13 protein-coding genes are annotated in these 13,787 nt (G+C 72.4%); 8 read left to right on the top strand and 5 right to left on the bottom strand.

Annotated elements, in window-relative coordinates:
* From ACZ58V_RS07565 to ACZ58V_RS07540, 6 genes are all read left to right on the top strand, one after another.
* Nucleotides 1–1,425, top strand: a complete 1,425-nt coding sequence (locus ACZ58V_RS07565; RefSeq protein ID WP_468185800.1) for a BNR repeat-containing protein — start codon at nucleotides 1–3, stop codon at nucleotides 1,423–1,425.
* An 88-nt stretch (nucleotides 1,426–1,513) separates the two neighbouring features.
* Nucleotides 1,514–2,539 (top strand): LacI family DNA-binding transcriptional regulator, encoded by a 1,026-nt coding sequence (locus tag ACZ58V_RS07560; protein ID WP_468185803.1) that lies wholly within the window; start codon nucleotides 1,514–1,516, stop codon nucleotides 2,537–2,539.
* A 118-nt stretch (nucleotides 2,540–2,657) separates the two neighbouring features.
* On the top strand, nucleotides 2,658–3,959 hold the full coding sequence (locus ACZ58V_RS07555) for an alpha/beta fold hydrolase (protein ID WP_471288885.1): 1,302 nt from the start codon (nucleotides 2,658–2,660) through the stop codon (nucleotides 3,957–3,959).
* A 253-nt stretch (nucleotides 3,960–4,212) separates the two neighbouring features.
* Entirely contained in the window at nucleotides 4,213–4,947 is a 735-nt protein-coding gene (locus tag ACZ58V_RS07550; RefSeq protein WP_471288883.1) for a PIG-L deacetylase family protein, read from the top strand.
* Nucleotides 4,948–4,958: 11 nt separating this feature from the next.
* A complete protein-coding gene (sigJ, locus tag ACZ58V_RS07545) occupies nucleotides 4,959–5,852 on the top strand; it encodes an RNA polymerase sigma factor SigJ (protein WP_471288881.1) in 894 nt (297 codons plus the stop codon).
* A 31-nt stretch (nucleotides 5,853–5,883) separates the two neighbouring features.
* Nucleotides 5,884–6,714 (top strand): pentapeptide repeat-containing protein, encoded by an 831-nt coding sequence (locus ACZ58V_RS07540; protein ID WP_468185815.1) that lies wholly within the window; start codon nucleotides 5,884–5,886, stop codon nucleotides 6,712–6,714.
* Here ACZ58V_RS07540 and ACZ58V_RS07535 read toward each other — a convergent pair.
* Nucleotides 6,676–8,172: a cytochrome P450 gene (locus ACZ58V_RS07535; protein WP_471288878.1), complete on the bottom strand. Its 1,497-nt coding sequence runs from the start codon at nucleotides 8,170–8,172 to the stop codon at nucleotides 6,676–6,678. The genes ACZ58V_RS07540 and ACZ58V_RS07535 overlap by 39 nt on opposite strands.
* 109 nt (nucleotides 8,173–8,281) lie before the next feature.
* Between ACZ58V_RS07535 and ACZ58V_RS07530 the strand changes: the two genes are divergently transcribed.
* Nucleotides 8,282–8,890, top strand: a complete 609-nt coding sequence (locus ACZ58V_RS07530) for a TetR/AcrR family transcriptional regulator (protein ID WP_471288875.1) — start codon at nucleotides 8,282–8,284, stop codon at nucleotides 8,888–8,890.
* 85 nt (nucleotides 8,891–8,975) lie between these two features.
* Nucleotides 8,976–9,704: a DUF2470 domain-containing protein gene (locus tag ACZ58V_RS07525; protein WP_471288874.1), complete on the top strand. Its 729-nt coding sequence runs from the start codon at nucleotides 8,976–8,978 to the stop codon at nucleotides 9,702–9,704.
* Here ACZ58V_RS07525 and ACZ58V_RS07520 read toward each other — a convergent pair.
* The 4 genes from ACZ58V_RS07520 to ACZ58V_RS07505 all read right to left on the bottom strand — a co-directional run bounded on the left by ACZ58V_RS07520 (nucleotide 9,672) and on the right by ACZ58V_RS07505 (nucleotide 13,707).
* Nucleotides 9,672–10,862, bottom strand: a complete 1,191-nt coding sequence (locus ACZ58V_RS07520) for a lactonase family protein (protein ID WP_471289920.1) — start codon at nucleotides 10,860–10,862, stop codon at nucleotides 9,672–9,674. The two genes, ACZ58V_RS07525 and ACZ58V_RS07520, sit on opposite strands and share 33 nt — an antisense overlap.
* 294 nt (nucleotides 10,863–11,156) lie before the next feature.
* Nucleotides 11,157–12,416, bottom strand: coding sequence for an FUSC family protein (locus ACZ58V_RS07515; protein WP_471288872.1), 1,260 nt, complete (start codon nucleotides 12,414–12,416; stop codon nucleotides 11,157–11,159).
* 87 nt (nucleotides 12,417–12,503) lie between these two features.
* Nucleotides 12,504–12,998: an FBP domain-containing protein gene (locus ACZ58V_RS07510; RefSeq protein ID WP_471288870.1), complete on the bottom strand. Its 495-nt coding sequence runs from the start codon at nucleotides 12,996–12,998 to the stop codon at nucleotides 12,504–12,506.
* A gap of 133 nt (nucleotides 12,999–13,131) precedes the next feature.
* Nucleotides 13,132–13,707: a PAS domain S-box protein gene (locus tag ACZ58V_RS07505; protein WP_471289919.1), complete on the bottom strand. Its 576-nt coding sequence runs from the start codon at nucleotides 13,705–13,707 to the stop codon at nucleotides 13,132–13,134.
* Between the last annotated feature and the right edge of the window lie 80 nt (nucleotides 13,708–13,787).

The raw sequence follows: 13,787 nt of genomic DNA, 5'->3' as shown, positions 1-13,787 counted from the left end.
ATGCACAGACGCACGCTGCTGGCCGCCGCCCTCGCCGGGGCCGTGGTGACCCCCGCCCTCGCCTCCGGCACCGCCCGGGCCGCCGACCCGGGGCCCTCCGTGACCCGGACCGGCACCACCACGCTCGACGGCCAGGCCGTCTTCTTCGTGTCGTACGACGGACTGGTCAACAACAACGCGTTCCAGAAGAACGGCCTGCTGACCTACAAGGGCTACCAGTACGCCGTCTGGTACACCGCCGACCGCAACGCCGTCGTCGGCCGCCGCGCCCTCGGAACGAGCACCTGGTCCACCGTGAAGGTCGGGCACACCCTGCGGTACGACGACTCCCACAACGTCATCTCCATGGGCGTCTCCAAGACCGACGGCCGGCTGCACCTCAACATGGACTCCCACAGCGACGGCTTCACCTACGTCAAGTCGGTCGCCGGGCTGATGGACAACCCCGGTGGACTGAGCTGGACCGCCGCCCGTTTCGGGGCGCCGCAGTCGACCCTCGACGGCCTGGCGCTGACCTCGCAGTTCACCTACCCGCAGTTCGTCTCCACGCCCGACGGCAAGCTCCAGCTGAGCTACCGCGTCGCCGTCTCCGGCAACGGCCGCAACGCGCTCGCCGAGTACGACGGCACCAAGTGGACCAACCTGGGCGAGTGGTCCAGCTCGACGGGGACCTACTCCAGCGAGCACGGCTCCTCGACCGCCCGGAACATGTACCTGCACGGCATCGACTACGACCGGAACGGGCGGCTGCACTCCTTCTTCACCTGGCGCGAGCAGAACGGCGCCGTGATGTGCGACGGCGGCGGCATCAGCAACCACGACACCGGCTATGTCTACTCCGACGACCGGGGCCGCACCTGGCGCAACAACGCCGGCAGCGTCGTCGGCGTCACCGGCGGCTCCGACAAGGTGTCCGTGAACGACGCCGGGCTGGTCGTGGACCCGCTGAACCCGGACCACTCCCTGATGAACCAGGAGAGCCAGTTCACCGACTCCGCTGGCCGGCCGCACGCGATCATCTCCTACGTCCCCGGCCGCTTCGGCCAGTGCACCACCGACTACGTCGCGAACCGGACCGCCAACGGCCGCGCCTTCCACGTCCGCAGGAACGCCTCCGGCACCTGGCAGAAGACCGAGATCCCGGTCCCGCTGAACTCCAGCCAGCGCACCAAGCTGATCCTGGACAAGTACGACAACGCGTACGCGATCTTCCCCTTCGGCCGGATCGCCGGCGCTTCCGCGGCCTCCGGATACACCGACTGGAAGATCCTCTTCGACGGCAGTGGCCTCAACGCCTTCGGCGAGGTCGTCATCGACGAGACACGTGTCGGGCAGGACGGCGTGCTGTCCTTCATGTACCAGGAGAAGTCCAGCGGTACGACGCCCTCGGCGCTGCACGTCGTCGACTTCCGTCTGCCCGCCTGACCGGACCCGGTCGCCGGGGCGGCATGCCGGTAATGTGAAGCCGCTCCGGCCGCCGCCCCCTCTTCCCCCTTCTGGAGGTCCCTGTCCGATGTCCCAGTCGGTGGGTATCAAGGACGTCGCCCGTGCCGCCGGAGTCTCCGTCGGCACGGTGTCGAACGTGATCAACCGCCCGGACTCGGTCGCGACCGAGACCCGGGCCCGCGTGCAGTCCGCGATAGACCGGCTCGGTTACGTCCGCAGCGAGTCAGCGCGGCAACTGCGCGCGGGCCGCAGCCGGATCATGGGGCTGCTCGTCCTCGACATGGGCAACCCCTTCTTCGTCGACGTGGCACGCGGCGCCGAGCGTGCCGCCCGCCAGGCCGGACTCGGCGTGATGGTCTGCAACAGCGCCCAGAACCCGGGGGAGGAGGCCGACTATCTCTCGCTCTTCGCCGAGCAGCGTGTGCGCGGCGTGCTGCTCACCCCCGCCGACGCGACGGGGCGCAACATCGAGGCCTTCCGCCGGCACGGCATTCCGTTCGTCCTGGTCGACCGGGTCGCCGAGGGCACCACGGAGTGCTCGGTCTCCGTCGACGACGTCGCGGGCGGCGCACTGGCGGTACGCCATCTCGTCGACGCCGGGCACCGCTCGATCGCGTATGTCAGCGGCCCGCCCGGCCTCAACCAGGTCCGCGACCGGCGGACCGGCGCCCTGGAAGCGCTCGCCGAGGCCGGGCTCGGCCCCGACGCGCTGCGCGAGCTGCCCACCGAACGGCTGGACGTCGCCGCGGGCCGCGACGCCGGCGCCCGGCTGCTCGGCCTCGCCGACCGGCCGACCGCCGTGTTCTGCGCCAACGACCTGCTCGCGCTCGGCGTCCTGCAGGCCATGTACGCGGCGGGTGTCGGTGTCCCCGACGACCTCGCCATCGTCGGCTACGACGACATCGAGTTCGCGGCCGCCGCGGCCGTCCCGCTCACCTCGGTACGGCAGCCCGCCGTCACCATGGGCGCCATGGCGGCCGATCTGCTCCTGGAGGAGACGGAGGCGGAGGGCGCGGTGAAGCCGCACGAGCACCGCCGGGTCGTCCTCCAGCCGGAGCTGGTGGTCCGCCGCTCCAGTCTGTCCGCCCGCTGAGCCCACCGAGCCTGAACGGCCGTTCAGCAAGGTTTCATGATCCGAAGGGCCCACCCGCGGACGTTCCCTGTGATGAACTGGGACGCGGTCCGAAAATCCGTCCGTCCCGGGAGCCCTGTTGACCGTCAGCTACCGCCAGCCCGGAGTCGTCCTCACCGACCGCCGCTTCACCGTCCCTCTCGACCACGACCGCCCCGAGGGCGACACGATCGAGCTGTACGCCCGCGAGGTCGTGGCGAGCGGCAAGGCCCACCAGGACCTGCCCTGGCTGCTCTATCTGCAGGGTGGTCCCGGCTTCGGCGCGGACCGCTCCGTCGGCAGGCCGGGCTGGCTGGGCAGGGCCCTGAAGGAGTTCCGCGTCCTGCTCCTCGACCAGCGCGGCACCGGCCACTCCACGCCCGCCAACCGGCAGACGCTCCCGCTGCGCGGCGGCCCCGCCGACCAGGCCGACTACCTCACCCGCTTCCGCGCCGACTCGATCGTCCGCGACTGCGAGGCCATCCGCCCGCTGGTCACGGGCGGCGCGCCCTGGACCGTCCTCGGCCAGAGCTTCGGCGGCTTCTGCGCGACCAGCTACCTCTCCCTCGCCCCCGAGGGCCTGGCCACCGCCGTGATCACCGGCGGGCTGCCCGCCCTCGACGCCCACGCCGACGACGTCTACCGGGCCGCCTTCCCGCGCATCGAACGCAAGGTCGCCGCCCACTACGCCCGCTACCCGCAGGATGCCGAACGCGCCCGCCGGATCGCCGACCACCTGCTGACACACGACGTGGTCCTGCCGAACGGCTACCGGCTCACCGTCGAGGCGTTCCAGTCCCTCGGCATCCTCCTCGGCACCGGTGACGGCACCCACCGCCTCCACTACCTCCTGGAGGACGCCTTCGTCCGCACCCCGCAGGGCTTCACCCTGTCCGACGCCTTCCAGGAGCAGGCGCAGGGCATGCTGTCCTACGCCCGCCACCCGCTGTACGCCCTGGTCCACGAGGCGATCTACGGCCAGGACGGCCGGCCCACCGCCTGGTCGGCCGAGCGGGTCCGCGCCGAGTTCCCGCGGTTCGACGCGGCCAAGGCGCTCGCGGGTGACGAGCCGCTGCTGTTCACCGGCGAGTCGATCCACCCCTGGATGTTCGACTGCGACCCGGCCCTGCGCCCCCTGCGCGACACCGCCGACCTGCTCGCCGCCCGCACCGACTGGACGCCCCTGTACGACGCGGCCCGCCTGGCCGCCAACAAGGTGCCGGTCGTCGCGGCCGTCTACCACGACGACATGTACGTCGACACGGACCACTCTCTGCGGACCGCCCGCACGATCCGCGGCCTGCGCACCTGGATCACGGACGAGTTCGAGCACGACGGTGTGCGCACCGGCGGCTCCCGCGTCCTCGACCGGCTGCTGGCCATGGCGCGCGACGAGGCCTGAGACCGGCGGCCCGGACAAGGGGCCTGCCGTTTGGATCACGCCGCAGACGCGGGGTCTGGCACGCACATCTGCGGCGTTGTCGTCACTCGCCGACTCCCCCACGCTCGGCTGCGCTCGCGCGGGCGGTGCCCCCATCGCGTCGACTCCCTCCTCCGCCTTGCAGCTGCACGCACCAGACCCCGCTCACCGGCGCTGACGAGAAACCGCCAGTTCCCTGCGACCTGATCCAAACGACAGGCCCTAGTCTGCCGACATGACGACCACTCAACTCCAGCCCATGCCCGACGACTGGCGGCGTGCCCTCGCGGTCGTGGCCCACCCGGACGACCTCGAGTACGGCTGCTCGGCGGCGATCGCGGCCTGGACCGACGGGGGCCGCGAGGTCGCCTATGTGCTGGCGACCCGGGGCGAGGCGGGCATCGACACGCTGGAGCCGGAGAAGTGCGGCCCGCTGCGGGAGCGCGAGCAGCGGGCGAGCGCGGCGGTGGTCGGCGTCTCGGCCGTGGAGTTCCTCGACCACAAGGACGGCGTCATCGAGTACGGCACCGCCCTGCGACGCGACATCGCCGCCGCCATCCGCCGGCACCGGCCCGAGCTGGTCATCACGCTCAACCACCGGGACACCTGGGGCGGCGTCGCCTGGAACACCCCGGACCACGTCGCGGTCGGCCGCGCCACGCTCGACGCGGCCGGCGACGCCGGCAACCGGTGGATCTTCCCGGAACTCGTCGAGCAGGGCCTCGAGCCGTGGGACGGAGTGCGCTGGGTCGCCGTCGCCGGTTCCAGCACACCCACCCACGCCGTCGACGCGACGGCCGGCCTGGAGCGCGCGGTGGCCTCGCTGCTCGAACACCGCACCTACATCGAGGTGCTGACCGACCAGGACCCGGAGACGTACGTCCGCGGCTTCCTGACCCAGCACGCCGAGGCCACGGGCGAGCGGTTCGGGGGAAGGCCGGCGGTGGCGTTCGAACTGTTCAGCAGATGACGGGGGAGAGCATGGCAGGCAGCGAGGAACTGGCCGACCGGTTCGAGGAACACCGCGGGCACCTCAGAGCGGTCGCGTACCGCATGCTGGGATCCCTGACGGAGGCGGAGGACGCCGTCCAGGAGGCCTGGCTGCGGCTGAGCCGCACCGACCCGGACGACATCCAGAACCTCGGCGGCTGGCTCACCACGGTGACCGGCCGCATCTGCCTCGACCTCCTGCGCTCGCGCACCGCACGCCGTGAGGAGCCGATGGACGACGTCTTCGTCCCGGACCCGGTGCTCAGGCCCCTGTCGCACGTCGACCCGGCGGAGGAGGTGCTCCAGGCCGACTCGGTCGGCCTGGCCCTGCTGGTCGTCCTGGAGAACCTGGAGCCCGCCGAGCGGCTCGCGTTCGTGCTGCACGACATGTTCGCCGTGCCGTTCGACGACATCGCGCCGGTCGTGGAGCGCAGCCCGGCCGCGACCCGGCAGCTGGCGAGCCGTGCCCGGCGCCGGGTGCGCGGTGCCACCCCGTCGGCCGAGCCGGACCTCGGCCGGCAGAAGGAGGTGCTCGACGCCTTCCTGGCCGCCTCGCGCGGCGGCGACTTCGAGGCGCTGCTCGCGCTGCTGCACCCGGACGTGGTGCTGCGGGCCGACTCGGGTGCCCTCGTGCGGGGCGCTGCCGCTTCCAAGGTCGTCCAGGGCGCGAAGACGGTGGCGGAGCAGGCGCTCATGTTCGCCCGGTACGCGCGGTCCGCGCGGCTGGTGCTGGTCAACGGCTCGGTCGGTCTCGTCCACGTGCCCGAGGGACGAGTGCAGTCCGTCATGGGGGTCACGATCGCCGACGGCCGGATCACCGGCATGTACATCCTGGCCGACCCGGAGCGGCTGGCGCGTCTGGAGGCGCCCGGACTCACGGGCTGACCGACGTTCTTCGTTTTGTACGCTGAACGTCATGCGAGATCACCAAGCCGCGCGAGCGGAACTGCGCGGCGACTGCGAGCGGTGTTTCGGGCTGTGCTGTGTCGCGCTGCCCTTCGCGCGATCGGCGGACTTCGCGGTCGACAAGGACGCCGGAACACCCTGCCGCAACCTCCAGGACGACCACCGCTGCGGCATCCACGCCGGACTGCGGCAGAAAGGGTTCACCGGCTGCACCGTCTACGACTGCTTCGGCGCCGGACAGCAGGTCTCGCAGATCACCTTCGGCGGTCAGGGCTGGAGGTCCGGGCCTCCGGAGCACGCCCGCCGCATGTTCGACGTGTTCCCGGTCGTCCGGCAGTTGCACGAGCTGCTGTGGTACCTGACCGAGGCGCTCGCGCTGCCCGCGGCCCGACCGGTCCACGCGGATCTGCGCACGGCCCTGGAGAAGACCGAGGAGCTCACCGGCGGCACCCCCGGGGAACTCGCCGAGCTGGACGTGGCGGCGCACCGCCAGGAGGTCAACGTCCTGCTGCTGAGGACGAGCGAACTGGCCAGGGCCGGCATCAAGGGCCGTAAGAAGAACCGCCGGGGCGCGGACCTCATGGGCGCCCGGCTGAAGGGCGCAGACCTGCGCGGCGCCGATCTTCGCGGCGCCTACCTCATCGCCGCCGACCTCACCGGCGCGGACCTGCGGGGCGCCGACCTGATCGGTGCCGATCTGCGCGACGCGGATCTCACCGACGCCGACCTCACCGGGGCGTTCTTCCTCACCCAGCCGCAGCTGAACGCGGCCCGGGGGAGTGCAGGGACCCTGTTGCCCGAGTCAGTCAGCCGCCCCGGGCACTGGAGAGCGCAGCTGTGAGGCCGGCTCCCGCACCGGGGTCCGTCGCTCCGGGTGCAGCCGCAGACCCTCCGGCATCAGCGTCAGCCGTTCCGTGACGCGCAGCCGGTAGGCCGGGTCGGACCGCAGCTCGTAGCGGCGCAGCAGCAGACCGAGCACCAACGTCGCCTCGTGCAGCGCGAACTGGCGTCCGATGCACGCCCGCGCCCCGGTCCCGAACGGCTTGAAGGTGTGCGGGGCGCGGGACCGCACGGCCATCGCGTCGAAGCGGTCCGGGTCGAACCGCTCGGCGTCCGCGCCCCACACCTCGGGGTCCCGGTGCAGCATCGGCGTCAGCACCAGCGTCCACGCCCCGCGCCGCATGGGGTGCTCCCCGGCCAGCACCGTGTCCTCGCGTGCCTCCCGGGCGAAGGCGGGCGCGGTGGGCCACAGCCGCAGCGACTCGTCCAGCACCCGCCGGACGTAACGAAGTCGGGCCACCTGCTCATAGGCCGGTTCCGCCGTGTCGCCCCACACCCGGTCCACCTCGGCGCGGGCCCGGGCCGCGGCCTCGGGGTGCCGGGAGAGGTAGTGCAGGGCGAAGGAGAGCGCGCCCGAGGTGGTCTCGTGGCCCGCGACGAGGAAGGTGATCACCTGACGGCGGACGTTCTCCGGCGAGAGCCGCTCCCCGGTCTCCGGGTGGGCCGTCTCCAGCATCCTGTCCAGCAGGTCGCCGTCGCCGCCGCCGGTCGCGCGCCGGGCCCGGACCAGCTCGTCGACCGTGCGGTTGAGGTGGGCGATGTCGGCCGCGTTGCGGCGGCTCGCGCTCCGCAGCAGCAGCGGGGCCAGCGGGAAGGGCACGGTGTTGAGCCGCTGCGCGTAGGTGAGCGTGCCGACCATCGCGGTCACGAAGGGATGCGGCCGGCAGCGCTCGAACGACCCGAAGTCGTGCCCGAATCCGGTCCGGGAGATCGTCTCCAGCGTCAGCTTCGTCATGTCGCCGGGCACGTCCACCGACCGGCCCTCCGTCGCCGCCCGGTCCCAGTGCTCCGTCAGCCGCCGCGCGACGTCCAGCATCATCGGGTGGTAGCCGGCCATGGCCTCGCGGCTGAACCCCGGGGCGAGCACGTCGTGCGCCAGCTGCCAGTTGGGCTCGTGGTTGTACGCCGTGAACAGGCCGTCCCCGGCGACCGGCCGCAGGTTGGCGATGCCGAGCCCCACGTGCTTGGCGAACCGCGACTCGTCCGCGAGATCGGCCGCGTGCCGGGCGCCCCACACGAACACGAACTCCTTGCCGAAGGCCTTCCGCCGGAAGACCGGCCCCAGCCGCCGGGCGTACCGCAGCGAGTCCTGCAGGGGAGTGCGCCGGTTCACGCCCACCACATCACCGAGCAGCGGGATCCGGCGCGGCGGATGCGGAATGCGGTCCAGCTCGGGCCAGCCCAGCTCGGCACTCCGGAACCCCTTGGGCCCTGCGGCCCGTATCGGCGCCTCCGTCATGACGCGATCTCCCTTGATCCGGCGGCGGGTTCGCACGTGTTGTACGTGGGTTCAATAGCGCGGTTCAGTCTGGTCCCGTTGTTGAACCGGCGTCAAGTAAAGTGCCGGTATGGCCGCGAACCAGGGCGGGCGGACCCGCCGCCGGCTCAGCACCGAGGAGCGCCGGGAGCAGCTCCTGTCGGTCGGGGCGCGGCTTTTCTCGGAGAGCCCGTACGACGACGTGTGGATCGAGCAGGTCGCCGAGATCGCCGGGGTGTCGCGAGGGCTGCTGTACCACTACTTCCCGGCCAAGCGGGACTTCTTCGCGGCGGTCGTGGAGCGCGAGAGCGAGCGGATGCTGCGCATGACGGCGGCGGTTCCGGGCGTCCCCGTGCGCTCGCAACTCGCGGCCGGTCTCGACACGTTCCTGGAGTACGTCCGGGCCCACGCGCACGGCTATCGCGCCTTCCACCGTGCTGACGCGGCCGGGGACCAGGCGGTGCGGCGGGTCTACCAGCGGGCCCTGGCCGCGCAGGAGCGGCAGATCCTCGCCGCCCTCGCCGCGGACCCCGAGTTCGGCCCGGCCTTCGAGGAGCGGCCGGAGGTGCGGCTCGCCGTGCGCGGCTGGCTGGCGTTCACCACGGCCGTCTGTCTGGAGTGGCTGCGCGACGCGGAGTTGGGCCGGGAGCAGGTGCGCGAACTGTGCGCCCGCGCCCTGCTGGGTGTGCTCACTCCCTGATAGGCCTCGTAAAGATCACGTGACGTGGTTGGCTCACACCCGGATCTTCGATAGGTTAGGCAAGGCTTACCTAAGGAGGTCTGGGATGGGTGACGACAGCCAAAGCTGGACGGCGGCCCCTGCCGCGGCGGAGCGGGCGCGCTCGGTGCTCGCCGCCGCGTGGTCATGCTCGGTGACCGCGGAGGGTACGCGGGAGGAGCTGGTCGGCGCGCACACGGTGACCGAGGACGGCAGGGTGCTCGTCAACGTGCCGGAGGACAGCGCCCTGCTCGCGGCCGCGATCTGCGCGCCCCGCGGCGAGCCGTCCGCGGTGCTGGAGTTCGCCGATGTCGCGCCCGTCCCCGTGCGGAACCGGATCCGCGCCCGGCTGTGGCTCGCGGGCTGGTTCGCCGTGGAGGAGGGGCAGCTGGCCTTCCGGCCCACGCGGGTCGTACTGCGGCAGTCGTCCGGTGCCGTGGTCGTGGACCTCGACGAGTTCGCCGCCGCCGTGCCCGACCCGCTCACCACGGCCGAGGCCCGGCTGCTGACGCACCTCGCCGACTGCCACGCCGACGCCGTCGAGCGGCTCACCCGGCTCGTGGAGCACGACAGCCTGCACGGCGCCGTCCGCGTCCAGCCGCTCGCCGTGGACCGGCACGGACTGACGCTGCGCATCGAACGGTCCCGCGCCCACGGCGACGTACGCCTGGCGTTCCACGCGCCCGCCGACGACGTCGCGCAGCTCACCGAGCGCATGCACGTCCTGCTCACCCAGGCGAGCGCCGCGTCCTGCCCGCGGGCCCTACAGCGGCAGCGCACAGACGGCGACCGGTGAGGGAAACGGTTCGCCGACGCGCCGCAGCGCACCGTTGGTCTCGTCCACGTGGAAGACGGTGACGGTGTTGGACTTCTGGTTCGCCGCGAACAGCAGCGTGCCCTCCGGCGAGAAGGCGATCTGGCGGGGGAAGTCCCCGTCCACCGGCACGGTGTCCAGCAGTCGGAGCCGGGCACCGTCCGCCTCGATCGCATAGCGCGTGAGGCTGTTGGCGCCGCGGTTGGCCAGATAGGCGTACCGGCCGTTCGCCGTCACCAGGAGCTGCGCCGGGTAGTTCGTGCCCGAACCCGTGCCCGTGGACTGCGCCTCACCGACGGTCACACGGCCGGAGGCCGGATCGAACGTGCAGACGGCCACCGTGTTGTCGACCTCGTCGGCGAGGTAGGCGTACCGGCCGCCGGGGTGGAACGTGAGGTGACGCGGTCCGGCACCCGGCCGGGTCCGCGCCCGCGACACCTCGGTGAGCGTGCCGGCCTTCTCGTCGAGCCGGTACGTGTAGAGGGTGTCCGTGCCGAGGTCCACGGCGAGCACGTGCCGCCCGTCGGGGCTGGTGAAGATCTGGTGGGCGTGCGGCCCGTCCTGGCCCGGACCGGGCGGCGGACTGGAGTGCCTTACGAGGTCGGTGCGCTCGCCGAGGGCTCCCGAGGAGTCGATCGGATGCACGGCCACGCTGCCCGAGCCGTAGTTCGCGCTGAGCAGCCAGCGCCCGCCCGGATGCACCGACAGATGGCAGGGGGCCGCGCCCCCGGTGCTCCGGCTGCCGAGAACCTTCCGGTCGGACAGCCGGACGGCGGTCACGGCGCCGTCCTCGCGTTCGTTCACCGCGTACAGCGTGCGGCGGTCCGGGTGGATCGCGAGATACGACGGGTCGCCGACGCCCGTGACGGTGCCGGTGCCGGTGATCCGGCCCGTCTCCGCGTCGTAGGTCGCGAGGCCGATGCCCTTGCCGCCGCCTTCGACGGAGGTGTACGTGCCGAGGTACAGGGGGCGGGGCCCGGAAGGCCGCCGGGCCTCTGCGGACGGACTCGGCTCGGGGGCCGACGGGGTCGTCGAGGCCGAGGGCGCGGGCGCCTTGTCACAGGCCGGGAGCGCCGCCGCGGCGGATCCTCCTGCCAGCGCGCCGACGAACCGGCGCCTGCTCCAGCCACCACTGCCCATGTCGCCCCTCAGGTCGTCACTCGTCCCCGTCGCGACAGCCACCTTTGCGTGGATCACCCACCGGGTGCAACAACGGCACCGCGCGTTGCGCGAGACGCAACGTGCCTCGGCCGCCTACCGGTCCCCGTCCTCGACTGGACGGCCCCGGCGCGTTCCCCGGTCACCGCACCACCTGCCCGGGCGCGGGCTCCTGTCACGGCTCGTGATGGTCCCCGAGCCGGTCGCCGGCCGGCTCGACGGCCCTGCCGCGTCCGGTGGGGGCGAGGCCCTCCGTGTCTTGGTCGCCCGCGTCCCTCAGCGAGAACGCCCGTCGAACCCGGCGCGGTCCCGCCACAGCTGTTCCGTGACGCCCAGCCGCTCACGCAGTCGCGTCAGCCGGGGCATCCGTGCGCGCTGCTCGCGCGACACGCGGTCCAGTTCCTCGAACAGGCGCCGGGTGCGGTGCTCGGTGTCGAGCTCGTCGAGGATGCGGTTGACCTCCGTCAGGACGGCGCCCGGAAGCTGCCAGTGGCCAGGGGCGCGTTCGGCCTCCTCGCGCAGCAGCAGGGCGAGCTTGTCGCGGGTGCCCGCCGCGGTGCGCAGTTCGGCGGCGAGACGTTCCTCGGCCGACTCGGCGCTCGAGCTGAGGTGGGTGGTGACCAGCACCGCGAAGCTCACCACCGCGTCGGCGATCTCGGACAGCAGCTGCTCCAGGGCGGCACCCGTCTCGGCCTCGAACAGCGGCTTGGGTTCGCGCTCCTTCGCGAGGTCGGTGAGGGAACGCGCGAGCACGCGCAGGACGACCGTGCAGATCTCCAGCGTGTCCAGGCCGGTGCGCATCACGACCCGGTGCAGCACGCTGTCCTGCACGCGCGGGTTGAGCCGCAGACTGTCCTCGGCCTGTCTGAGGGCCGCGTCCACCTCGACGATGTCGTGGTCCAGACGCCGCGCCTCGTGCAGCCGCTCCGCCGCGCGGTCCACGGGCGTTCCGCGGGCGGCCTCCTCGCCCATGCGCAGCATCAGCTGCCGCAGCCGGCGGGCCAGATCCTCGATCGACTCGCCCGCCTCCTCCACCCACACCGGCGGAGCCAGCAGCAGATTGCAGGCGAGCCCGACGGTCGCGCCGATCAGCGTCTCCACCACCCGGGCCCAGGCGGTGTCCCCGACAGTGGTGACCCCGAGGACCAGCATCGCGCTGATCGCCACCTCGGGGACGTACTCCTCCACCCGGACCAGCCGTCCCACGACCAGCGCGGCCACGAGGAGCATCGCCAGGCTCCACCAGGTCAGGCCCACCAGCAGGCTGAACGCGATGGCGACGAGGACTCCCGTGACCACGGCGTTCACCCGGCGGAAGCCGTTGGTGAGCGTGGCGTACAGCGTCACCTGGACGACCAGCAGCGCGGTCAGGGGAGCGGTGAGAGGTGCGGCCGCCGGCTCGGGGCTCAGCCGCAGCGCGATGACGTACGCGATCGTCGCCGCGGTCGCGGACCGGAACGTCTGGACGACCACGGGATCCCGGCGCTTGTGCATGATCCGCGTGGCGTGCGCCGTCCACTCGCGTACCTCTCGCATCCTCGGGCTGTTCCCCTTCGCCTGGCGCATCGAACGCATCCATGAAGGACGTTAGCGCCGCGGGAAAACAGGGGCGACCGAGGACGCTCAGGCGTACACCTTGTCGAGGAAGGCGGCCAGCCCGTCCGTGGTCCGGTCGATCTGCTCCGCCAGGGTGAGGCTCTCCTCGAGACGGGACCCGCTCTCCGGGACCTTCTTCCCGCGTACGTAGAGGGAGCAGGCGAGGTCGGTGCACATGTACACACCGACGGAATTCCCCTCACGCCCGGCCGCCCCGGCCTTTCTGGCGGTCATCAGCGAGACCCCGCCCCGCGGGTGCGTCGTCAGGCACAGCGAACACATGCTGCGCTGCAGAGACCCCCGCTGCGCGGGCTGGAACCGCATCGTCACCCCGACGAGCCGGCCTTCCCGCTCGGTCACGAGATAACTCCGATCGGGCGCCCCCGGATCCCGCCACCCGAGGAAGTCGAGATCGTCCCAGGGGCGTTCCCCGAGATCCCGGGGGACGGCCAGGCGCTTGGCTTCTCCCTTCGAGCAGTTGATGAACGAGGTGCGGATGTCCTGCTCGGTGAGCGGCATCATGGGAGGGCTCCTGGTTGTCTTCGGCATTGATCTCAGCGTTGCCCTCGACCAAACCTAGGGGTCCTAGGTTTTGGGGGCCAGGTCAGGTTAGACAGCCGCGACGAAGGGGGCGAGCGGTTTTCCCGGAGGTGTCTCAGTCCGGGTCCGCCGCCGGGGCCTCCGGCGGCCACACCCCTGGGGCCAGTACCCCCAGCGCGTAGGCGCGGGCCACCAGTTCCGTGCGGTTGGCGGCGTGCCAGCGGGAGGACAGGCGGCGCAGGTGGTACGTCACGCCGTCGGTGGTGAGGCCGGTCTCGCGGGCTGCCCGGGCCGTCGTGGCGCCCGCTGCCAGCAGGGCCAGGATGCGGGCCTCCGCCGGGGTGACCCGTTCGGCGGGCGGGGCGCTACGGGCCTCGTGCTCGCCGTCCACCCGCAGCATCACCAGCAGGGCGGGCGTCTCCTCCACCGTGTCGCTCACCGGGTCCGCCGTCAGCTCCCCGTACCGCTCCGCTCCGCCGGGTGCCCGCCAGCGGACCGACACCTGGTAGCGCGAGCGGTGCCGCAGCCGCAGCGCCTCGGCGATCCGCTCCACCTGCGTCGCCTCCCGCGGGCTGAACAGCTCCAGCACGTCACGGCCGCGCAGCCGCCCCGGCGTCGTACCGCACTCCGCGGCCATCGCCGGGTTCGCGAGCAGCACCGCGCCGTACACGTCGCACACCGCGACCGGCATCGCGACCCGGTCGAAGAGGAGCAGGGCGCGGTTGCGCCACGTCACGGCCTCGTGCCGGGCCAGGTCCACGAGCGTCTCCT

The sequence above is a fragment of the Streptomyces sp. NPDC040589 genome, from assembly GCF_055594445.1.
This window is presented reverse-complemented; position numbering and strand designations above follow the sequence as displayed.

Coding starts and splice junctions, on each gene's coding strand:
- ACZ58V_RS07540 (WP_468185815.1), top strand. CDS start 5,884: ATGCGAGATCACCAAGCCGCGCGAGCGGAACTGCGCGGCGACTGCGAG.
- ACZ58V_RS07510 (WP_471288870.1), bottom strand. CDS start 12,998: ATGATGCCGCTCACCGAGCAGGACATCCGCACCTCGTTCATCAACTGC.
- ACZ58V_RS07565 (WP_468185800.1), top strand. CDS start 1: ATGCACAGACGCACGCTGCTGGCCGCCGCCCTCGCCGGGGCCGTGGTG.
- ACZ58V_RS07525 (WP_471288874.1), top strand. CDS start 8,976: ATGGGTGACGACAGCCAAAGCTGGACGGCGGCCCCTGCCGCGGCGGAG.
- ACZ58V_RS07550 (WP_471288883.1), top strand. CDS start 4,213: ATGACGACCACTCAACTCCAGCCCATGCCCGACGACTGGCGGCGTGCC.
- ACZ58V_RS07535 (WP_471288878.1), bottom strand. CDS start 8,172: ATGACGGAGGCGCCGATACGGGCCGCAGGGCCCAAGGGGTTCCGGAGT.
- ACZ58V_RS07560 (WP_468185803.1), top strand. CDS start 1,514: ATGTCCCAGTCGGTGGGTATCAAGGACGTCGCCCGTGCCGCCGGAGTC.
- ACZ58V_RS07530 (WP_471288875.1), top strand. CDS start 8,282: ATGGCCGCGAACCAGGGCGGGCGGACCCGCCGCCGGCTCAGCACCGAG.
- ACZ58V_RS07515 (WP_471288872.1), bottom strand. CDS start 12,416: ATGCGAGAGGTACGCGAGTGGACGGCGCACGCCACGCGGATCATGCAC.
- ACZ58V_RS07520 (WP_471289920.1), bottom strand. CDS start 10,862: ATGGGCAGTGGTGGCTGGAGCAGGCGCCGGTTCGTCGGCGCGCTGGCA.
- sigJ (WP_471288881.1), top strand. CDS start 4,959: ATGGCAGGCAGCGAGGAACTGGCCGACCGGTTCGAGGAACACCGCGGG.
- ACZ58V_RS07505 (WP_471289919.1), bottom strand. CDS start 13,707: ATGCCGGTCGCGGTGTGCGACGTGTACGGCGCGGTGCTGCTCGCGAAC.